General features: G+C 67.4%; 22 protein-coding genes and 1 tRNA gene. 11 read left to right on the forward strand and 12 right to left on the reverse strand.

Annotated elements, in window-relative coordinates; all coding sequences use genetic code 11:
• Positions 1-15: 15 nt before the first annotated feature.
• The 6 genes from ACRYLO_RS15090 to ACRYLO_RS15115 form a co-directional block, all read right to left on the reverse strand.
• Positions 16-393, reverse strand: coding sequence for a hypothetical protein (locus ACRYLO_RS15090; protein WP_482660909.1), 378 nt, complete (start codon positions 391-393; stop codon positions 16-18).
• Between the two features lie 75 nt (positions 394-468).
• Entirely contained in the window at positions 469-1,302 is an 834-nt protein-coding gene (locus ACRYLO_RS15095) for an FkbM family methyltransferase (RefSeq protein ID WP_482660910.1), read from the reverse strand.
• Positions 1,303-1,312: 10 nt separating this feature from the next.
• The gene (locus tag ACRYLO_RS15100; protein WP_482660911.1) at positions 1,313-2,389 is read right to left on the reverse strand and encodes a capsular polysaccharide export protein, LipB/KpsS family; all 1,077 of its coding nucleotides are present in this window, start codon (positions 2,387-2,389) and stop codon (positions 1,313-1,315) included.
• Positions 2,386-3,489: a polysaccharide biosynthesis/export family protein gene (locus ACRYLO_RS15105; RefSeq protein WP_482660912.1), complete on the reverse strand. Its 1,104-nt coding sequence runs from the start codon at positions 3,487-3,489 to the stop codon at positions 2,386-2,388. The genes ACRYLO_RS15100 and ACRYLO_RS15105 overlap by 4 nt, the downstream gene beginning before the upstream one ends.
• Complete coding sequence (locus ACRYLO_RS15110) at positions 3,482-4,837, reverse strand: glycosyltransferase family 4 protein (RefSeq protein WP_482660913.1); 1,356 nt, start codon at positions 4,835-4,837, stop codon at positions 3,482-3,484. Before ACRYLO_RS15110 ends, ACRYLO_RS15105 begins: the two co-directional genes overlap by 8 nt.
• Before the next feature lie 29 nt (positions 4,838-4,866).
• The gene (locus ACRYLO_RS15115; protein WP_482660914.1) at positions 4,867-6,000 is read right to left on the reverse strand and encodes a glycosyltransferase family 4 protein; all 1,134 of its coding nucleotides are present in this window, start codon (positions 5,998-6,000) and stop codon (positions 4,867-4,869) included.
• A 38-nt stretch (positions 6,001-6,038) separates the two neighbouring features.
• Between ACRYLO_RS15115 and ACRYLO_RS15120 the strand changes: the two genes are divergently transcribed.
• Positions 6,039-6,680: an ABC transporter ATP-binding protein gene (locus tag ACRYLO_RS15120; RefSeq protein WP_482660915.1), complete on the forward strand. Its 642-nt coding sequence runs from the start codon at positions 6,039-6,041 to the stop codon at positions 6,678-6,680.
• A 16-nt stretch (positions 6,681-6,696) separates the two neighbouring features.
• Here ACRYLO_RS15120 and ACRYLO_RS15125 read toward each other — a convergent pair whose 3' ends face one another.
• The 6 genes from ACRYLO_RS15125 to ACRYLO_RS15150 all read right to left on the reverse strand — a co-directional run bounded on the left by ACRYLO_RS15125 (position 6,697) and on the right by ACRYLO_RS15150 (position 12,292).
• Entirely contained in the window at positions 6,697-7,857 is a 1,161-nt protein-coding gene (locus ACRYLO_RS15125) for a KpsE/RkpR family capsule polysaccharide export protein (RefSeq protein WP_482660916.1), read from the reverse strand.
• A gap of 16 nt (positions 7,858-7,873) precedes the next feature.
• A complete protein-coding gene (locus tag ACRYLO_RS15130; protein WP_482660917.1) occupies positions 7,874-8,662 on the reverse strand; it encodes an ABC transporter permease in 789 nt (262 codons plus the stop codon).
• Positions 8,659-9,873, reverse strand: coding sequence for a glycosyltransferase family 4 protein (locus ACRYLO_RS15135; protein WP_482660918.1), 1,215 nt, complete (start codon positions 9,871-9,873; stop codon positions 8,659-8,661). Before ACRYLO_RS15135 ends, ACRYLO_RS15130 begins: the two co-directional genes overlap by 4 nt.
• A complete protein-coding gene (locus tag ACRYLO_RS15140) occupies positions 9,870-11,144 on the reverse strand; it encodes a capsule biosynthesis protein (protein WP_482660919.1) in 1,275 nt (424 codons plus the stop codon). The genes ACRYLO_RS15135 and ACRYLO_RS15140 overlap by 4 nt, the downstream gene beginning before the upstream one ends.
• Complete coding sequence (gene kdsA, locus ACRYLO_RS15145) at positions 11,137-11,982, reverse strand: 3-deoxy-8-phosphooctulonate synthase (RefSeq protein WP_482660920.1); 846 nt, start codon at positions 11,980-11,982, stop codon at positions 11,137-11,139. The genes ACRYLO_RS15140 and kdsA overlap by 8 nt, the downstream gene beginning before the upstream one ends.
• A 220-nt stretch (positions 11,983-12,202) precedes the next feature.
• Positions 12,203-12,292 (reverse strand) — tRNA-Ser (locus tag ACRYLO_RS15150).
• 153 nt (positions 12,293-12,445) lie between these two features.
• Here ACRYLO_RS15150 and ACRYLO_RS15155 point away from each other — a divergent pair.
• From ACRYLO_RS15155 to pheT, 10 genes are all read left to right on the forward strand, one after another.
• The gene (locus ACRYLO_RS15155; protein ID WP_482660921.1) at positions 12,446-13,222 is read left to right on the forward strand and encodes a DUF1134 domain-containing protein; all 777 of its coding nucleotides are present in this window, start codon (positions 12,446-12,448) and stop codon (positions 13,220-13,222) included.
• A 41-nt stretch (positions 13,223-13,263) separates the two neighbouring features.
• Positions 13,264-14,046 carry a histidinol-phosphatase gene (gene hisN, locus ACRYLO_RS15160; protein ID WP_482660922.1) on the forward strand — a complete coding sequence of 261 codons (783 nt, stop codon included), beginning with the start codon at positions 13,264-13,266 and terminating at the stop codon, positions 14,044-14,046.
• A 1-nt stretch (position 14,047) separates the two neighbouring features.
• A complete protein-coding gene (locus ACRYLO_RS15165) occupies positions 14,048-14,419 on the forward strand; it encodes a ribosomal maturation YjgA family protein (protein ID WP_482660923.1) in 372 nt (123 codons plus the stop codon).
• Between the two features lie 79 nt (positions 14,420-14,498).
• Positions 14,499-14,975, forward strand: coding sequence for a protein-tyrosine phosphatase family protein (locus ACRYLO_RS15170; RefSeq protein WP_482660924.1), 477 nt, complete (start codon positions 14,499-14,501; stop codon positions 14,973-14,975).
• Positions 14,976-15,104: 129 nt separating this feature from the next.
• Positions 15,105-15,305 carry a 50S ribosomal protein L35 gene (gene rpmI / locus ACRYLO_RS15175; protein ID WP_224921822.1) on the forward strand — a complete coding sequence of 67 codons (201 nt, stop codon included), beginning with the start codon at positions 15,105-15,107 and terminating at the stop codon, positions 15,303-15,305.
• A gap of 13 nt (positions 15,306-15,318) precedes the next feature.
• Complete coding sequence (rplT, locus tag ACRYLO_RS15180) at positions 15,319-15,684, forward strand: 50S ribosomal protein L20 (RefSeq protein ID WP_224921823.1); 366 nt, start codon at positions 15,319-15,321, stop codon at positions 15,682-15,684.
• Between the two features lie 80 nt (positions 15,685-15,764).
• Positions 15,765-16,388, forward strand: a complete 624-nt coding sequence (locus ACRYLO_RS15185; protein WP_482660925.1) for a LysE family translocator — start codon at positions 15,765-15,767, stop codon at positions 16,386-16,388.
• Positions 16,389-16,524: 136 nt separating this feature from the next.
• Complete coding sequence (locus ACRYLO_RS15190; protein WP_482660926.1) at positions 16,525-16,878, forward strand: GIY-YIG nuclease family protein; 354 nt, start codon at positions 16,525-16,527, stop codon at positions 16,876-16,878.
• The gene (gene pheS, locus ACRYLO_RS15195) at positions 16,875-17,966 is read left to right on the forward strand and encodes a phenylalanine--tRNA ligase subunit alpha (RefSeq protein WP_482660927.1); all 1,092 of its coding nucleotides are present in this window, start codon (positions 16,875-16,877) and stop codon (positions 17,964-17,966) included. The genes ACRYLO_RS15190 and pheS overlap by 4 nt, the downstream gene beginning before the upstream one ends.
• Positions 17,963-20,401: a phenylalanine--tRNA ligase subunit beta gene (gene pheT, locus ACRYLO_RS15200; RefSeq protein ID WP_482660928.1), complete on the forward strand. Its 2,439-nt coding sequence runs from the start codon at positions 17,963-17,965 to the stop codon at positions 20,399-20,401. The genes pheS and pheT overlap by 4 nt, the downstream gene beginning before the upstream one ends.
• Positions 20,402-20,406 lie beyond the last annotated feature (5 nt).

The following is a 20,406-nucleotide window of genomic DNA, read 5'->3' on the forward strand; positions in this document are numbered from 1 at the left end:
ATCCAGAACAGCACTTCAGTCCGATAGCGCCGCCGCCCGCGCGACATCCCGCGCCAGCAAGCCGATAGAGTCAAGCCCCAAAGGCCGGTCGGACGATGAAATCATGCGGGTTTCAACCGATCGCGTACGTCCGCGCTCGATCACCGTGACATCCGCCGCGAGGGTATCGGGCCGAACGACGCGGAGCGCGACCGTCATGCCGTCGCCCGACCGCTGCCCGACCGGAACCAGCGCGTAGCGAAGCCCAGTGGCAGCCGACAGCTTTTCGGCAAAGCGCGTGCACATCACCTGCGGGTCCAGCCCGGCCGCCGCTGCCCCGGAAACGGTGCACGACAGCGACAGCGGCGTCCCGGCACCGGTCACCGACATGGCCAGCCAGACGATCCACGACATGCCGCTACTCCCGATAAGGCGATCATCCCCGGCACCCTGGCCGTGGCCCGATGAACAGGGCCTGTCGCGCGCGGTTCATCGCCGGAAACACAGCATATGGTCGATATGGTGCGGCTGGGCGAAGATTGCGTCGATCGTGATCGGCTGAATCCCGGCGACATAGTCGATGATCTCGAGGCTGAAGCCTTCGCCGATGATCTCCTCAAGGAACCCGCGCGGGTCGGGGTAGCGCAACACGGTGAATTCCATGAAGATGGTGAGCGGCTGACCACCGGCAAGGATGCCGGTCATCCCGCGCCACACCTGTTGCTCGAACCCTTCCACGTCGATCTTGATGAACTCGGCGTCGAGCGCTTCGGGAAAGCTGTCGAGCCGCCGCAGCGGGACCGCGTTGGACATCCCGTCGCCGGTTTCGGCATGGACCCGCCCGCCGCCGGGCTGGTGCGGCATGACTTCCAGCGTCACATATCCCTCTTCGCTGCCCAGGGCGCAGTCGTGCAATCTGGCAAAGGGCGCAAAGCCGTTCATCTCGATGCTGCGCTCAGCGCGGGTCGCCAGCGCCGGATTGGGCTCGAACGCCAGCACCCGCCCTTCCGCCCCGGTCAGGTCGGCGAGCAGCAGCGAATAATAGCCAAGATTGGCCCCGACATCGATCACGGTCGACCCGCGGCGGACGCTGCGCAGCATCGCCTCGGTCACCCACATTTCCCAGAATCCGTCGAGCATCAGATGGCTGCTGATGCCGATGTCGCGGGTGTCGACGAACATCTTGTAGCGCCCGAGCACCCGCGCCAGCGCAATATGGTCGCCGCAATAAGCGGTGCGACACAGCGCGCGGATCTCCGCCTCGTTGAAGGTGCGGGGATGCTGGAGCAGCCGCCAGATATCGTAGATCGGTGTCGCGTTCATCCTGTTCCCATCATCCCCCGGTCGCCGCGCGGCGCGCGCCGAACCATCCCGCCAGACGCCCGATCATGACGCGTGCCGCCGACGGGCCCGACGCGTTCGCCCCCGCCGCCAGCTCCTCCGCCAGCGCCTCGACACTGCACCGCTCGCCGCTGCGCGCACTGGCATAGCGCGGATAGACGATCAGCGCCGCCGCGACCAGTTCGGCAAGGGTGCGTCGCCGCGTGCGCCGCGCGACGGGCGCGCGGTCCTGCGTGAGGCCCCAGCCGGCATAGAAGGGCTGGCCGTGGACCACCACCTCCCGCCCGCGCAGCAGCGCCTCAAACCCGGTGAGCGACGTCAGCACATGCACCGCATCCACGCGATCGAGCAGGTCGGTCAGACTGGCGTGCGGCGCGACCAGATCGGCGAACGCCCGCGCCGCGGCTTCGTCGATCCCACCTGCGCGCAGCCCCGACACGATATCGGGGTGCGGCTTGTAAATCAGAAAGGCGTCGGGCTCCTCCGCGCGGACGCGGGCCAGCAGATCGAGCATGCCGGTTACGCCGGCATTGCCGAGCAGCACCGATTGATCCGATTCGACCTGACCCGCCACCAGGACGATCCGCCGCCCGGGTGGCAACGCCAGCGCCGCGCCGGCAAGATTATATTTGGTGAGGCGCGCCGAACATAGCAGCGCGATCAGCGCCTTTGCCCGCGCCACCATCCCCGCGTCGAATTCGGCGGTCTGAAGCAGCTCCTCAAGATCGCTCGGGCCGCTCGGGTCGTAATGTGGGCGGCGGCTGTCGAGGGTCAGCGAACAGGGCTGGACCAGCGCCGCGCCCAGCCCGGCCGAGCGCAGAAAGCCGTCCTCGATCCACCATAAGGGGACACCGGCATCGCGCGCCGCGCGCTCAAGCCCCGGCGGGGTCCGCGTCGCCCAGCAGCCGATCGCGCCGCCCCGCGCACGCGCCATCGCGACTGCGCGGGCGGGGTCACTGGCAAAGGCCGGGCCGTGCGCATTGCGCAGCATCGTAGCGATCCGCCGCCGCTTCCACGGCGCGATCCCGATCAGGCAGGCGAGCTCATCGGGCCGCGCCACCGCGCTCATCGCGTCAGCAGGTCGACGGTGATCGCGGGCGTGACCAGCGTATTGAGCAACTGCACCAGCTTGCCGAACTGCACCGAGCGGGCATTGGCGACCAGCAGCACATCCTTTTCGCGCATCTCGAACCGTTGCGAGAGGAAATAGCTGCGCGGGTCGAGCAGGTTGAGGCGGTAGATCACCGGTTTCGGCGCGCCATCGGCTCCCGCCTCGTACCGGAACACGAACACCCCCGTAGCATCGGCACGGTCGTCGGCCAGTCCGCCCGAGCGCGCAATCGCCTCGGCCAGGGTCAGCGTATCGCTGTCGAATGCCAGCTCCGCCACGTTGCGCGCCGAGCCGAGCACGGTCAGCGAGCGTACGCTGCGGATCAACTGGACATGATCGCCGGGTGCGAGCCGGACATTGGCGGGGCTGTCGACCCGCAGCTGATCGAGCCGGATTTCCGCCGCCTGTTCGCCACGCACCAGCCGGACGCGGGTGTCGGCCGGGCGATTGGCCGGGCCGCCCGCCTGCGCGATCAGGTCCAGCAGCCGCTCCCCCGCCAGCGTCAACGGCTGACGCCCGGGGTTGCGCACATCGCCGCTCGTGACGACGCTGCGCCCCGGGCCGCGATCGACCGCGACCACAACCTGCGCCTGTTGCGACAGGCCGCGCAGTTTCTGGCGAATCTCTTCCCCCACCGCCGCGCTGGAGCGGCCGGCCACCCGCACCGCGCCGATATAGGGGATGGTTACCGCGCCTGATTCACCCACCTCCATGCGCGGCAACGTCCGTGCGCCCGCCGCAGGCGGCGCGCCCTCGCGCACGCCGGGATCGCCTGACGGAGCGAATAGCGCGTAGCCGACCTCGAAGACCGTGACGGTCAGCACGTCGCCCACCGCGATCTCGCCGGTCCAGGGCGGGGCGTCGGCGATGGGCCAGGCGGGCTTGGACAGCGATGCGGCCTGGGGCGGCATGGGCGTATCGACAATGTCGATCACCGCAATGCCCGCGGTCGCCGCCGGTCCCACGACCTGCGAGGCGGTTGGTGCGCCGGTGGGTAGCGTCGCGCAAGCCGATGCCGCGAGGAGCAGCGGGAGGAGCGCGAAAACGCGGTTACGCATGGGCATGATCCGGTCCGCGTGCGGCGGCGAAACGCGCGATGGCGCGCTGCTGCGCCAGGTCGTCATAAAGTCGACCCAGCCGCTCCTGGTAGCGCGCCTGCGAAAACCGCTCCGCCTGTACCCGTCCGGCGGCGCTGAGCGTCGCGCGCAATTCGGCATCGTTGTCGAGTCGCGCCAGCCCCGCGCGGATGGACTGCGGGTCATAGGGATCGACATACAGCACCGCATCGCCCCCAACTTCGGGCAGCGCGCTCACATTCGAGGTCAGGACAGGCGTCCCCAGCATCATCGACTCCAGCACCGGCAGACCGAATCCCTCATAGATGGACGGAAAGGTCACCGCCTTTGCCCCACGGATCAACCGCATCAGCAGCGCACGGGGCAGATAATCGATCCGACGGATATTCTTGAACGTCGCCTTGAGCGGCTGGATTTCATCGCGCTGGAGCAGCCGCAGCTCCGCATCCGCTCCCCAGCTGCGCCGCCCGACGATCACCAGCGGGGTCCTGGTCGCGAGCGCCAGATACGCCTCGATCAGGCGGTTGACGTTCTTCTTGGGCTCGATCGCACCATAGAAGAGGAAATATCCGCGGAACGGCAGGTTGAAGATACTGCGGATTGCGGCGGCGACATCATCGTCGCTTTCCTGCAGCACCGCGTCGGGGACGCGTACCGCCTGATAGGTGTTGACGATCTTGCGCTCGGCGAATGGGAAGAATTCGATGATGTCGCGGCGGCTCGATTCCGACACGGTGACGATGCGGTCGGCGCGGCGGGCAACGGCGCGCATCAGCTTGTAATAATAACGTTTCCGGTCGGCGCTGGCATAGGGCAGCTTGAGCGGGACCAAGTCGTGCATCGTGTACAGATTGGCCGCACCGCGCAGCTTGAGCGGCAGCGGATAGGTCCAGTGCATCACATCGGCCGGCTCGGGCAGGCAAACGTTGGAGAACAGCCCGAGCCGCGCGAAATTGCGGCCAGCGAGGTCGAAAATGTCCGGGGCGGTGTACAGCCCGGCATCGAATTCGGGCAGGCGATGGGCAAACTGGCGGGCGAGCACGCGACCGTCCTGCGAGATGGCGCGCGCACGGCGATCGCGCAGCATCAGGGTCATCTCCCGAACCCAGTTGGGTGACAAGTGGCGGGGGGTGCGGGTCTGGTGCTCACGGCCCAGCGACTCGTAGAACATGATGTCGCGCAGCTTCGGATTGAACGGTGCGCGCAGGCCGTACAGGCCACCCACCGGCAGGCCCATGCCCTTGATCGCCCCGGCAAGCTGATAGCCATAGGTCGCCACCCCGGTGCCCTGCGGCAGCGCGAGATTAAAGCCGTCGATCAGTACGCGCATGATGAACCCGCCCCCAAGGCTCTCATAACTCACCACAAGCGTTCGTAAAGCGCCGCCAGCCGCGCGGCGAAGCGTTCGGGGGTGAAGTCGGCGGCACGCTGACGACCCGCCGCGACCAGCCTGGCGCGCAGGTCGGCGTCGGTTGCAATGCGCTGCACGGCCGCGGCGAGCGCCGTCGGGTCATGCGGATCGACCAGCAGCGCGGCGTCGCCCGCAATCTCCGCCGCCGCGCTGCCGGCGCTTGCCAGCGCGGGAACGCCAAGCGCCATCGCCTCGACCACCGGCAGCCCGAACCCCTCGGCCAGCGAGGGCATCAGCAGCGCGCGGGCATTGGCGATTAGCGCGGCGATGGTGGCATCGTCCTGCCAGCCGATCCGGATCACGTCCGGCGCGGTCATCAGCGCTTCGACCCGCCGACGCTCTGCGGCATCGCGCCAATGCCCGTCCGGCCCGGCAATGACCAGCGGCAGCCCGGTGTCGGCGCGGCGATGGGCGCGCAGCAACACCTCGACATTCTTGCGCGATTCGACCCGGCCGATCGTCAGCAGATAGGCACCGGGCGCGAGACCGGGTGGCACCGCGCGGCCCGGTCCCGGATCGACTGCCTGATAGGAGCAGGTGACCCGATCCCGCGCTTGTGGGATCAGCTTGCGCAGGTCAGTCGCTGTGGTTTCGGAGACGGTGACAAACTGCGCCGCAACCTCTGCCAGCCGATCGAGCAACCGGCGCTGGCGTCCGGCGCGGATGCCGGTCAGCGCGGGATCGGTCAGCGGGATCAGATCGTGGACGGCGTAGAAATTCGCCGCCCCGACGACCTGGATCGGCAGCGGATGCGACCAGTGGACGATCGCCGGAGGATCGGGGAGGATCAGCCGCGTCAGCGCCCCGGTGGCGGTGAAGCGGCGCTGGGCGAGGCGATAGAGGTCGGGGACCAGCCAGCCTGCTCCGGCACGCGTGGCAGTTGGTCGCCCGTGGACGATGCGCGGCAGATCGCGCCAGCCCGCGCGCGCCGCCGCGTCGCCGCCGTCGCCGATCGGCTCGACCGCAACCGGCAACCGCGCGAGCGCAGTGCCAAGCCCGGCGCGATAGCGCGCGACGCCCGTCCCTTCGCGCCACCGGACCGCGCGGCAATCGACCGCGATTCGCGGGACTTGCGCGGTCACCCCTGTGCTCCGGCTGCCACTTTGCCTATCATCCCGCGATGATTCGCTTCGACCGCGTCAGCAAGACCTATCGGACGCGGCGCGGGCAGCATCGCGTGCTCGACGAAGCGAGCTTCACGATCGGGCGGGGCGAGGCGCTGGGCATTTGCGGTCATAATGGCGCGGGCAAGTCGACGCTGCTGCGCCTGATTGCCGGGGTCGAGCGGCCGAGTTCGGGCCGGGTCGAGCGTCAAATGTCGGTGTCCTGGCCACTCGGCTATGCCAGCAGTTTCCAGAGCAGCCTGACCGGCGCCGACAATGTCCGCTTCATCGCGCGCGTCTATGGCCGGCCGGTCGACGCGGTGCTCGCCTTTGTCGAGGAGTTTGCGGAGCTTGGCAGCTATCTCGACATGCCGATCCGCACCTATTCGGCGGGGATGAACGCGCGGCTGGCCTTTGCCGCGTCGCTCGCGGTCGATTTCGACTGTTATCTGGTCGACGAGATCACCGCCGCCGGGGACGAGCGTTTCCGCGCGCGCTGCCACGCCGCATTGCTGGAGCGGCGCGAGCGCGGGACGCTCGTGATGGTGTCCCACGACCCGCACACGCTGCGCGCCTATTGCACCAGCGGCGCGACGTTGAGCGACGGGCGGCTGACATTTTACGACACGATCGAGGGCGCACTGGAGCAGCATTTCTAGCGCCGCGCCCGTCCCATCAACTCCGATGCTCGCGCACTCCGGCGATCAGCATCCAGCCAATGCCATAGGCAACGCTCAGGCCGATCAGGATCAGCAACGTCGTGCGGAAGGGCCTGGGCAAAGCCGGCTTTTCGGGAAGATTGGGTTCGACCACCGCGACGATGAACAGCTGCTCGTTCGCTGCACGCGTGCGCGCCTGTTCGAGCCGGGCCCGGGCCGCCTCATAGCGTTTGCCGGCGAACTCCTGCTGCAGCCGCAGCTCCTCATATTCACCGAGCCGCCCCGCCACCGCCTCGGGCCGACCGGTCTGGCGCGCACGCGCGGCGTCGAGCGCGGCCGATGCGGCGGCGACCTGTGCCGCCATCGCGCGCACTTGCGGGCTGTTCGGGCTGAGCTTGCCGCGCATATCGGCGAGCACGGCGGCAGCACGGTCGAGCCGCGCCTGTTGCTCCTCGATCAGCCGCGCGCCGCCCGCGCCGGTCGCGGCGGGATCGAGGTCGCGCTCACGCTCACGAAAGCCGCCAAGCTGACGCTGGATCGACTCCAGCTCGTCCTGCGCCCGCTGCGATTCGCCCGACGCGACGCGCAGCGAGGCGTCGAACAGCCGCGCATTATAGGCGTTGACCCGCTTTTCCCCCAGCGCAAGCAGCGCGCGGGCGACGCGCCGTGCATCGGCGGGGTCGAACGCGCGCACCGACAGGCGGGTGATATTGTCGTCGGGATCATAGATGATATCGACATGGTCGCGGTAGAAATCGAGCAGCGTCTCGGCACGCGGCACCGGGCTCCACAGCCGCGACAGCGGATCGGTGCCGGGACGGCGATAGATGGCGACAAGGTCCACCCCCTCCCGGCGCAGCGCGCGGATCGCATCGTGCGAGCGCAGATATTCGCGAATGCTCTGCGCCTCCTGCTGCCCCGGCGACAGGTTCGCGGAGAGGCCGAGCAATTGCCCGACCCCGCTTCCCGGGGCAGCCTGGGCCTCAAGCCCGCGCACCACGAACTGCGCCTCCGAGCGATATTGCGCGCTGGCGATGAGGAACAGATACAGCGCCGCGATCACCGTCGGCACGATCACCAACAGGATGAACGGATGCGCCCGTGCCCGGTCGAACAGCGAGGTCGAGCGTTCCTTGATAGCGTCTTGCGCGACTGGGTCGGACGTGTCGGTGAGCACCATGATGTTCCGCTTATCAGGAGAGTTCGATGCGCGCGCGCAAATGCTTGAGGCCGAGCAGTCCGAGCAAGGTCAGCGCGCCGCACCAGCCGACGACATAGGGCAGGTCGATCCAGCGCGACTCAAACGCCTCGAACTGGCCGACCTTGAGCAGTTCGAAGATGTGCACCGTCGGCACCCAGACGAGCAGGTCGCGCACCCCCTGTGGAAACCAGGACAACGCGAAAAACGCGCCCGAGAGCGGCATCGACAGATAAAGCAGCGGGTGCACGAGCCGTCCGACCACCGGCGACTGGTGCGAAGCTGCGGTAACCAGCATCGACAGGCCGAAGGCAAACCAGCACATCAGCGCCACCGCCCCCGCAAACGCCTCGGGCCGTGCCAGCGGATCGGCAAGGCCCAGCGCCCATGCCCCGCCGAGCAGAACGATCAGCATGACGATGGTGCTGACCGCCTCCAGCACCATCCGCGCGATCAGCATGTCGGGAATCGTTACCGGCCGATGATGCAGCAGCGGGCGGTTGGCCTCGATCACCGTTTCGGCGCGCGACACGACCGAGCGGAACATGATGAACAGCCCATAGCCGGCGATGGCGAACGGGATCGGGCGGATGCCCCCGGCGATCGGCAGATCGTGGTTGGTGTGGAGCAGCGCCACTGCCACCGCGAGCAGCATCGGCTCGGCGAACAACCACAGATAGCCGATATTGGCCCGCCCGAAGCGCGTGTGCAGCTCGCGCAGAATCAGTGCGCCGATGACATTGCCCTGTACCCTGAGGGCAGCGCGGAACGACACAATGCTCACAGCGCGTCCAGAAATGGCAGGACCTGCGCGAAATGCGTGTCCCAGCGTGGCGCCGTCCAGCTCCGCATCCGCGCGAGCTGCGCCGCGCGCATCGGCGAATCCGTGCGCGCATGGTCCTGGATCGCCCGCGTCCAGCCCGGACCGTCGAGCGGGTCGAAATAATCGGGCACATCGCCCCCGGTCTCGCGCAGCACGGCGATGTCGCTCGCGATCACCGGCACCCCCGCCGCCAGCGCCTCGGCCACCGGCAGGCCGAACCCCTCGGCAAAGCTGGGCATCAGCACCGCGCGCGCGCCGGCGATCAGCGCGCCAAGCGCGCGGTCCCCGACCGCGCCCGCTTCAACGACATGACCGTGCAGCGCGGGGCAGCGGTCGAGCAGGTCGACGACATTTTCATTTTCCCACCCGCGCCGCCCGGCGAGGATCAGCCTGGGCGTGTCGCCCGGCGACCGTTCCGCCATCGCGCGCCAGATCTGAAGCAATAGCAGGTGGTTCTTGCGCGGTTCGATCGTGCCGAGGCACAGGAAATAGGGTTGCGCAGGGTCGGCCCCGGCCTTGCCATGCACAAAGCGCGGCTCGATCCCCAGCGGCGCCACCATCAACGCGGGCCGATGTCCGGCATCGACGAGATAGGGTTCGACGGCGCGCGCGGTCGCGTGCGAATTGACGAGGATCGCATCGGCAAAGCGCGCTGCATTGCGCAGCCGCCGCCGATGCCGTTCGGCACCGCCAGCCCGTGCATATTCGGGAAAGTCGGCCGGAATCGCATCGTGCAGATAGACGCACAGCCGCTCGCCGTCGCGCAGGTTGCGCCGGTCGAGCCGGTCGAGATGCTGGTGCGACACGATCAGCCGCACGCCGGCAGCGGCGACGCGGGGCAGCGGGCGCACGCCTGACCAGGCCGTCGCGATGGCGCCGATGCCCGCCTCCTCCCCCATTTCCCAGCGCTGCTCCAGCGCCGCGACCAGGCGCATCAGCGCCGCACGCGAAAAGCCGACCCGGCCCAGCCATGGCAGCCACGCCTCGAACCGGGCCACCCGGTCGCGGCTTGCCAGCAGCGCGCGCGCATAGGCCAGCTCGACCCGGTCGATTCCGGTCGGGGCCGCATGGTGCGCGCGAATGAGGAGCCGGGTGATCTCCAGCGTCACGCTCCGCCCCGCCAGCGCGGTGCAGTCGGTTGCAGCGTGGTCGAGGGCGACCCGCGCGTTCACCGGTCGCGCAACCGGGCTACGGCGTTGCGGACAAGCAGGTCGAGCGCTTCCTCTCCGTGGAAGCCGCCATTGACCAGGCATTTCGCCCGCAACGCGCGACAGAATATGTCGAACGCCTCGGCATCGACCGGCGGCGGGGCGTGCCAGAAGCGGTCGAGCGGCACGTCCGCCGTGACGCCCGCAACGTCATAGATGGCGGTGCCCAATGTCTTCACCGGCACCCCGGCTGCCAACGCGAGCGGGCCAACACTGCTGTTCACCGTGACCACGCCGTGCGCGACCTTGAGCAACGGTGTCAGGTCAAAGCGTTCGATGAATACGACGCGGTCGCCCAGGCCGAGCTGTGCCGCCCGATCGGTGACGAAGCCACGCCAATTGTCCACATCGGGGTCCAGCGGATGCTGTTTGACCAGCAGCGCCACGTCTTCCGGCGCATCGCGGAATGCCGCCAGCACCTCCACCACCGCGTCGCGCATCGTGTCGAACCGCGAATGGACACGGATCTGCGCGTCCCCCTCCAGCTGCAGCGGGAACAGAAAGAAGCGCCGCCCCGCCAGTTCCGCGACCGCAGCCTGGCTCGCCCGCCGCTCGCGCCTGCGCCGCACATAACGCCGCAACCACGCCAGACCCTCCCGGATCGGGGATGCATGACGATGCGTGCGGTAATGGGCGAAGAACGGTGCCGCGGCCTGAGTCGCGGCGTAATAGAACGCCGACTGGCTGGCGCGCCGCCGGAAGGAACTGGCGACCTGAACCTCATCGGCGAGATCGCCAGCCCGCGCCGCGATCAGGCGCAGCGCATGGAGACCGCGCGGGAAGGACGAATGGCCATTCACCCCGCCGCGTTCAAGGGTCACGTGATTGGGGCGCAGATACCCCTCCTCGAACGTCGTAAAGCGCAGGCCGCGCCGGTCGGCGAGCACCCGCGCGGCGCGGTGCACCGGGCGCAGATCCCCGAACACGATGATGTCGGTCACTCCCCGGTCGCGGACAAAGCGATCGAGCCAGGTCGGCCAGTCGGCGGGCGTGCCACGATAGGCGAAGGCGTCACGTCCGGGCCAGTCGAGCACGTCGCCGCCGTTGAAATTGATCCGCGAGACGCGCGCCCCGTCCGCACGCAACGCCTCGCCCAGGCGCCGAAAAAACGGACCGGGAAGGCCCTGCAGGAACAGGTAATGACGCGCGGCGCGGGGGATGACGACGCACTGGTCAGATGCGTTGACCGGCTCCGCAACCGTTTCGTCGAGCATGTCGCGCGCGAGGCTAGCCATCCGACATCCCGGTCGCGCGCACCAGGTCATGGATATGCGCGACATCCGCCAGCAGCGGTTCAAGCCGGTCGAGCGGCCACACCGTCGCGCTGTCCGACCAGGCATTGGCCGGATCGGGATGGGTTTCGATAAAAAGCCCCGAAATCCCCGCCGCAGCGGCCGCGCGCGACAGCAGCGGGATCCATTCGCGCGCTCCGCCCGACCGCCCGTTCGCACCGCCCGGGCTCTGCACCGAATGCGATGCATCGAACAAGGTCGGCAACCCGGTCGCGCGCATTTTTCCCAGGCTGCGCATGTCGACGATCAGGTCGTGATAGCCAAAGCTGGTTCCGCGTTCGGTCAGGATGACATGGTCGCTGGCCACGCAGCCGGGGGGCAGCGCATCGCCGACCTTGGCCGCAGCATGGACCATATCGTCCGCCGCCATGAACTGGCCTTTCTTGATGTTGACCACCCGCCCGGTCGCGCCGGCGGCGCGGAGCAGATCGGTCTGGCGCGACAAAAAGGCCGGGATCTGGATGACATCGGCCACTTCCGCCACTGCCGCGACCTGCCCAGTCTCATGCACGTCGGTCAGCACCGGCAGCCCGATTTCGCGCTGAACCCGCGCCAGCACCGCCAGCCCTTCATCCAGGCCCGGTCCGCGCGGACTGGCGCCTGCTGTACGATTGGCCTTGTCGAAACTGCTCTTGAAGATGACCGGGAGTTGCACACGCGCGCCGATCGCCGCCAGCGCCTCTGCCACGCCCAGCGCATGATCCGCACTTTCGATGACGCATGGCCCCGCAACCACGAACAGCGGCCCGCTCGGCTCGACAGTAAAACGACCGATGCGCACCGCGACTCCCCGCGCCAATCCAGCCCTGCACTTTTGGGCATCGCTGTAGGCGTTCGCAACCAGCAATTTCCCGCCGCGCCTGCAAGTGCGACAGCGCTGCTCGGAATGCCACGTGTTCAACCGGCCGTCGCCGTGCGCGACTCGCGCGGGAGCCCAATCCGGACCAAAGCCCATTCAGCACCGCGACGGCCGCCCCGGCGAACCGGGCAGGCGACAGGAGTGGCGGAGACGGAGGGATTCGAACCCTCGGTACGGTTCCCCGTACGACGCTTTAGCAAAGCGTTGGTTTCAGCCACTCACCCACGTCTCCGGATGCTCGTAGCGAGCGGGGCTATAGCGAGCGTCGCGGCGGCGATCAATGGGCGGATTTGCGGCGGCTGGGCGCGAAATCGACTCGGGTCATCGCCGGTTCATTGCCGCACTGCCATCGCTCGGCATAAGTGCGAGGCTGCGGAGGGATTATATGCGACGGTTGATGCGGTGGATCGGAATGGCGCTTGTCGTGCCCGCGCTGACGATGATGCCGGTTCAGGCGCAGAGTATCCAGAAGGTCGATCCCGATACCGCCATCGACGCCGATCTCGACCGGCCGCAAACCGCCATTCCGGCACAGCCCGCACCACAAGACGAGCAGGTCGACCCCGGGGCACCTTATGAAGCGCCGCCCGCCGATGAGCAGCAGCCGACGCGTCCCGCTGGCCAGGCTCCGGCCCAGGAAAGCGCGCAGGCGGGTGGCCTGAGCAAGCCCGAAGCGCCGGTGACCTTCGACCGCGTCCGGCTGGTCTCTGCGGCCGAAGACGTGTTCGGCAAGGGTGCCACAGGCCTAGCCGCGCTGATCGAGGATATCCTGAAGGATCAAGGTGAGCCCAACGCCTATATCGCCGGCTCCGAAGGATCGGGCGCGGTGGTGGTCGGGCTGCGCTATGGATCGGGCAAGATGATCCATGCGGTCGAGGGCGAGCGCGACGTCTATTGGACCGGGCCGTCGGTCGGCTTCGACATCGGCGGCGACGCCAACAAGGTGTTCGTGCTGGTCTACAATCTTTACGACAGCCAGGAGCTGTACAAGCGCTTCCCGGCCGGCGAGGGCCGACTCTATTTCGTCGGCGGCTTTTCCGCCACCTATCTGCGTCGCGGCGATGTGGTGCTGATCCCGGTGCGGCTGGGCGTCGGATGGCGCGCGGGCGCCAATGTCGGATATATGAAGTTTAGCGAAAAACGTCGCTGGTTGCCGTTCTGACCGGCCTTCTATTCTGCGCTGCGCCCCGCTAGTCGGGGCGAATGCCAGTCAATCAAGCCGATATCGATCTCACCCAGCGCCTTGCCGATGCGGCGGGCGCGGCGATCCGCCCCTATTTCCGCGCCGAATATGGCCTTGAGACCAAGGACGATGCGTCGCCCGTCACGCTCGCCGACAAGGCGGCGGAGGCGGCAATGCGGCGGCTGATCGTCGCCGAACGCCCGATGGACGGCATCATCGGCGAAGAAGAGGAAGAGCGCGCCGGATCAAGCGGGCGGACCTGGGTGCTCGATCCCATCGACGGGACGCGCAGCTTCATCGTCGGGCGGCCGATCTTCGGCACGCTGATCGCGCTGCTGGAGGATGGCTGGCCAGTGCTGGGGATCATCGACCAGCCGATCATCAGCGAACGCTGGCTGGGCGTGACCGGACGACAGACGCTGTTCAACGGCAAGCCGGCGCAGGCGCGGACGTGCCGCGAGCTTTCACAGGCACTGCTCGCCACCACCTCCCCCGCCCTGTTCACCGACGGCCAGCTCCACGCATTTGAACATGTCGATGCGGCGGTGATGAGCACGGTGCTGGGCGGCGACTGCTATAATTACGGCCTGGTCGCATCGGGCCATCTGGATCTGGTGATCGAGGCGGGGCTCAAGCTGCACGATTTCGCCGCGCTGGTGCCGGTGGTCGAGGGCGCGGGCGGTCGCATGTGCGACTGGCAGGGCGATCCGCTGCATGCGGGCAGCACTGGCGAGGTGATCGCAGCGGGCGATCCGGCGCGAATCGAGGAAATCGTCGAAGCGCTGGCCTGCCGGGGGCATTGAGATGCTGCGCCTGCACCGCGGCTATGCGCTGGCGGCGGTGATGCTGTTCGCGATCGAGGTCGCGATCGCGCTCTATGTTCGCGACCGGTTCGTGCGGCCGCATCTGGGCGACACGCTTGCGGTACTGCTGGTCTATTGCGGGCTGCGCGCAGCAACGCGCATCGGGGTGGTTCCTGCAGCGGCGGCGGCATTTGCGGTCGCGGCGCTGGTCGAACTGGGCCAATGGATCGGCATTCTCGACCTGCTCGGCTGGCGCGACAGTCCACTCGCGCGCACGCTGCTGGGCACCGGATTCGATTGGAAGGATTTCCTTGCCTACGGTGCCGGGGCGGGCGTCGCCGTGGTGGCCGAACGCATGTTCGGGCGTCGTTGAAGGATCGGGAGGCGTGGCGCGGCGCGAATCGAGGAAATTGTCGAGGCACTTACCTGCCGGGGACATTGAAAGGGCGCGAATGGCTTCGGACATCTACTGGATCGACTCGACCCAGCCGCGTCTGGCGATCATGGCGCGACCGCGTGCGGGCGACTGGCTCGAGGATGAAATCGCCCATTGGCGCAGCGCCGGAATCGTTACGGTCGTCAGTCTGCTGGAGCGTCATGAGATCGACGAGCTGGGCCTGGAGGACGAACCCATATTTTGCGCAACAGCCGGCATTCGATTTCTGTCGCTCCCGATCGCCGATCGTGGACTTCCGAGCGATTCCCGAGCCTTCGACGCGTTTATCCAAGAGCTATCAAGCGACAGCGCACCACTAGCAGTTCATTGCCGCGCCGGCATTGGGCGTTCGGCCATCGTCGCTGCGGCCCTGCTGGTTCGGCGGGGTCTCGCACCTGCGGTCGCCATTGAACATATCTCGCTTGCGCGCGGCACCCGCGTGCCGGACACAGAGGCTCAGCGCGATTGGATCTTGCAGCTGGCCGCACGCTAAGCACCTCAGGCAGTTGCAAAACCGACTCAAACCGACTATCGGCCCGCCTTTCCGCGATTCAGGAACGACCCGGCTAACAAGGGCTGCCGTGGCTGTTCGAGAATTCGTCGCGCGTAAAAGGAGACGAAAATGCCCAAGATGAAGACCAAGAGCGGTGTGAAGAAGCGCTTCAAATTCACCGCAACGGGCAAGGTGAAGCACGGCGTCGCCGGCAAGCGTCACCGCCTGAGCAGCCATAACGCGAAATATATTCGCACCAACCGCGGCACGTCGGTCCTGTCCGAAGCTGATGCCGGTCACGTGCGCCTCTGGGCGCCGTACGGCCTGTAAGGAGAGATAGACCATGGCACGTGTCAAACGTGGTGTAACCACCAAGGCGAAGCACAAGCGGATTTTGGATCAGGCGAAGGGCTATTATGGCCGTCGCAAGAACACCATCCGCATCGCACGCCAGGCCGTCGAAAAGGCCGGCCAGTACGCCTATCGCGACCGCAAGGTTAAGAAGCGCAGCTTCCGCGCCCTGTGGATCCAGCGCATCAACGCCGGCGTCCGCGCCGAAGGCCTGACCTATTCGCAGTTCATGCATGGCCTCAAGCTCGCCGGCATCGAACTGGACCGGAAGGTCCTGGCCGACATCGCAATGCACGAGGGTGATGCGTTTACCGCCATCATCGCGCAGGCGAAGGCGGCTCTGCCCCAGGCCGCCTGAGGCGACCTGTAGCGACCGAAATGGGGCGCCGGTGGACCTTCCACCGGCGCCCTTTTTCTTGACCAGGAAGGCATCGCGAGATGACGCTCCAGACCTGGTGGCTTTATGTCACCGCCGTGTTCCTGATCTCCGCGACGCCGGGGCCGAACATGCTCCACGTCATGGTGCAGAGCATCCATCACGGCGCGCGCCGCTCGGTCGCGTCGATGCTGGGGCTGATGACGGCCAATATGGTCTGCCTGCTTGCGTCGGCGGCGGGCCTTGGGGCGTTGCTCAAGGCGTCGCCGATGCTGTTCGATGCCCTGCGCTATGCCGGGGTCGGCTATCTGGTGTGGCTGGGGATCAAGGCATGGCGTGCGCCAGTCGCGAGCAACGACCCGGACGCGGAGAAGCCCGCCCCGCCCTCGCTGGTCGCGATGTTCGGCGCGGGGCTTGGCACTGGCTTCTCCAATCCCAAGCTGATCATCTTTGCCGCCGCGCTGTTTCCGCAGTTCATCAACACCAACGCGCCGTTCGCGCCCCAGCTCGCCATCCTGATCGCCAGCTTCGCGGTGATCGAGGCATTCTGGTTCAGCATGTACGCGCTGGGAGGACGTTCGCTCGCCGCTTGGCTCGCGCCGGCCAACCGCCAGCGCCTGTTCAACCGCGTGACCGGCGGCGTGTTCATCGCGTTCGGCGTCGCTCTGCTGGGTGGGCGGACGTGAGGCTGAGCCGTTCGATCGCCTTCATCGTCATTCCCGCGCAGGCGGGAATCCATTGGCGCTGAAGGCGCGGTTCTTGCGATAGGGTAGCCAGAATGGATCCCCGCCTGCGCGGGGATGACGTTTGGGGAACATGCGGATGGCCAAACAACCGTGCGTGTACATTCTCGCGAGCGGGCGCGCGGGCACGGTCTATACCGGAGTCACCTCGGACTTACTCGGCCGGCTCTACCAACATCGCGAGGGCATCACCAAAGGGTTCGCGGGTGAGCATCATGCGCTGAAGCTCGTCTGGTACGAAATCCATCAGGAGATGGAGCCCGCGATCATCCGCGAAAAGCGGATCAAGAAGTGGAATCGCGACTGGAAACTGAACCTGATCGAGCGATCAAATCCCGAATGGCTTGACCTTGCCATCGCGCTGGGCTTCGAGCCACTGGACGATGCGCGAATGGATTCCCGCCTGCGCGGGAATGACGGAGTGAACAAGTGAACACCGATCTCGACCAATTGAAGGCCGACCTTCTCGCTGCAATCGATGCGGCCACCGGCGTCGATGCGCTGGAGGCGGTGCGCGTCCATGCGCTGGGCAAGCAGGGTGCCGTGACCGGGCTGCTCAAGACGCTGGGCGGCATGTCGCCCGAGGAGCGGCAGGAGACCGGCCCGCGCATCCACGGCCTGCGCGAGGCGGTGACCGAAGCGATTGCGGCGCGCAAGGCGGCGCTGGAGGGCGCGGCGCTCGAAGCCAAGCTGGCGAGCGAGACGCTCGACATGACCCTGCCTGTCGATGGCGTACCCGCAGGCACCGTCCATCCGATCAGCCAGGTGATGGACGAGCTGGCGGAAATCTTCGCCGATATGGGCTTTGCCGTCGCGACCGGGCCGGAGATCGAGGACGACTGGCACAATTTCACCGCGCTCAACATTCCCGAAACGCATCCCGCTCGCGCGATGCACGACACCTTCTATCTCGCGGGTGAGCATGAGCGGCCGATGGTGCTGCGCACCCACACCAGCCCCGTGCAGATCCGCACGATGACGTCGCAACAGCCGCCGATCCGCATCATCGCGCCGGGCCGCGTCTATCGCAGCGACAGCGACGCGACCCACACGCCGATGTTCCACCAGATCGAAGGGCTGGTGATCGACAAGGGGATCACGCTCGGCCACCTCAAATGGACGCTGGAGACCTTCCTCAAGGCCTATTTCGAGCGTGACGACATCGTGCTGCGGCTGCGCCCGAGCTATTTCCCGTTCACCGAGCCGAGCGCGGAGGTCGATGTTGGTTTCACGTGGATCAATGGCAAACGCGTGATCGGCGGGTCCGGCGATGCCGAGGGCGGCGGATGGATGGAGGTGCTGGGCAGCGGCATGGTCCATCGCCGCGTGATCGAATCGTGCGGTTTGGATCCCGATGAGTGGCAGGGTTTTGCCTTTGGCACCGGGGTCGATCGGCTGGCGATGCTCAAATATGGGATGGATGATTTGCGCGCATTCTTCGACGGCGATCTGCGCTGGTTGAAGCATTACGGCTTCTCGGCGCTCGACGTGCCCACGCTGTCGGGGGGAGTCGGGGCATGAAGTTCACTTATGGCTGGCTCAAGGAGCATCTCGACACCGATGCCGATCTGACCGCGATCCTCGATTGCCTGAACCGCATCGGGCACGAGGTCGAGGGCGTCGAAAACCCGGGCGCCGCGCTGGCGGCGTTCAAGGTTGCGCGCGTGCTGACCGCCGAGCGCCATCCGCAGGCGGACAAGCTGCAGGTGCTGACCGTCGATGCCGGCCCCGAGGTCAACAACGGCGAACCGCTGCAGATCGTGTGCGGCGCGCCCAATGCCCGCGCAGGGCTGGTCGGCGTGCTCGGCCTGCCCGGCGCGACCGTGCCCGCCAATGGCATGGTGCTGAAAGTCGCCGCCGTGCGCGGGGTCGAATCGAACGGCATGATGTGCTCCAGCCGCGAGCTGGAGCTGGGCGATGACCATGACGGCATCATCGAACTGCCCGAGAATGCGCCCGTCGGCACGCCCTTCCCCGACTATGCCGGGCTGGACGATCCGGTGATCGACGTATCGATCACCCCGAACCGTCAGGATTGCATGGGCGTGCGCGGCATTGCCCGCGACCTTGCCGCAGCAGGCCTTGGCACGCTCAAGCCACTCGACGCGGTGGTGTCGGGGCTTCCCGCAATCTTGGCGGAAGGTGCCGGACCGGACGTGCGGACCGACGATAGCGAGGGCTGCCCGGCCTTTTATGGCCAGATCGTGCGCGGCGTGAAGAACGGGCCGTCGCCCGAGTGGTTGCAGCGTCGCCTGAAGGCGGTGGGGCAGAAGCCGATCTCGGCGCTGGTCGACATCACCAACTTCGTGATGTTCGGACTGGGGCGCCCGCTCCATGTCTATGATCTCGCGACGCTCAACGGCGGCCTGGTCGCGCGCAGGGCGCAGGCAGGCGAACAGGTGCTTGCGCTCAACGGCAAGAGCTACACGCTCGACACGACCATGACAGTGATCGCCGATGATGCGGCGGTGCACGATATTGGCGGCATCATGGGCGGCGAACATTCGGGGTGCAGCGACACCACGACCGACGTGTTGATCGAATGCGCCTATTTCGATCCCGAACATATCGCCCGCACCGGGCAGAAGCTGCTGCTGACCAGCGACGCGCGCACCCGCTTCGAGCGCGGGGTGGATCCCGAGTTTCTCGACGACGGACTGGCGATCGCCACACGGCTGGTGCTGGCGCTGTGCGGCGGCAAGGCAAGCGACGTGACCCGCGCGGGCAGCATTCCGCGCGTCGGCTTCACCACCGGCTATGACCCGACGCTGGCCGAGACGCTGGGCGGGCTGGCGATCCCGGCGAGTCGGCAGCGCGACATCCTCGAATCGCTTGGCTTCACCGTCCAGCCGCTCGATGCCAATGGCGACCCGTGCGAGCTGGACGACGCCTGCGACGGCTTCCGCGTCACCGCGCCGAGCTGGCGGCGTGACATCGATGGCCCCGCCGATCTGGTTGAGGAAGTGATCCGGATCGAGGGGATCGACAAGGTCCCCTCCACCCCCCTGCCCCGCGCGCCCGGCGTCGCCAAGCCGACCGCGACGCCCGAACAGAAATTGGAGCGCCGCATCCGCCGCACCGCCGCCGCACGCGGCCTCAACGAGGCGGTGACGTGGAGCTTCATCTCCGAGAGCGAGGCCGCAGCGGTCGGCGGCGGCGCGTGGACGCTCGCCAATCCGATCAGCGAGGACCTGAAGGTCATGCGCCCCTCGCTGCTGCCGGGCCTGATGATGGCGGCGGCGCGCAATGTGAAGCGCGGTGCGACGAGTGTGCGGCTGTTCGAACTTGGCCGCCGGTATCAGGCCGATGGTGAGAAGCTGACCCTCACCGTCCTGCTCGCGGGCGACCGCAGCCCGCGCGGCTGGGCGAACGGCAGGGCCCAGCCCTTCGGCGCGTTCGACGCCAAGGGTGAAGCGCTGGCGTTGCTCGAAGCCGCCGGAGCGCCAGTCGGCAACCTTCAGGTCATGGGCGAAGCGGGCGCGGCCTGGCATCCCGGCCAGTCGGCGACGCTGCGGCTGGGCCCGAAGACCGTGCTCGCCGCGTTCGGTATGCTCCACCCGAGCCTGACCAAGAAATTCGACCTCGACGGCCCGGTCGCCGCGGTCGAGATCTTCCTCGACGCCATCCCCGCCAAGCGCGCGACTGGCTTCGCACGCCCGGCCTACACGCCCCCGGCGTTGCAGGCAGTGACGCGCGACTTCGCGTTCATCGTGCCGAGCACGCTGGCGGCGGGCGATCTCGTCCGCGCGGTCAAGGGTGCGGACAAGGCGGTGATCACCGATGCGCGGCTGTTCGACCTGTTCACCGGCGCCGGCGTCGAGGAGGGCAAGAAGAGCTTGGCGATCGAAGTCACGCTGCAACCCGGTGACAAGAGCTTCACCGACGCAGAGATCAAGGCAGTCGCGGACAAGGTCGTCGCGGCGGCGGCAAAGCTGGGCGCGAGTCTGCGCGGCTAACTCGA

This window comes from Sphingomonas sp. SDUR79 (assembly GCF_056821745.1).